Source organism: Pedococcus sp. P1_H8 (assembly GCF_056405175.1).
Genome location: NZ_JBFUCP010000424.1, coordinates 1 through 377, shown reverse-complemented (window position 1 = coordinate 377; position 377 = coordinate 1). Strand labels below are relative to the sequence as shown.

The following is a 377-nucleotide window of genomic DNA, read 5'->3' as shown; positions in this document are numbered from 1 at the left end:
TCACCGGGCTGCCGGGCCGGATCAGCTCCGCCGCCTCGGGAATGTGGGACGGTATCACCAACGCCTTCAAGTCGGCGCTGAACTGGGTCATCCAGCGCTGGAACAACTTCCGGCTCAGCTTCGACTTCACGATCCCGGTCATCAACAAGCGCATCCAACTCTCCCTCGACACCCCGGATCTGCCGCTGCTGCGTGACGGCGGCACCATCGCCGGGCGCACCGGCGACGGTCAGCTGTGGGGTCCGGGCGATGGCCGCTCGGACAGCATCGTCGGCGTCAACGCCGCCGGCATCCCGATAGTCCGGGTGGCCGACGGCGAGGGCATCGTCCGCGAGGACGTGATGAGCAACGGCGGTGCCGCGATCGTGGCAGCACTC

At 68.2% G+C, this 377-nt stretch carries 1 protein-coding gene; it reads left to right on the top strand.

Annotated elements, in window-relative coordinates; translation table 11 throughout:
* Nucleotides 1-377 (top strand): hypothetical protein (locus AC1DYG_RS20665; RefSeq protein WP_477641699.1); only part of this gene is annotated, 377 nt, incomplete at both ends.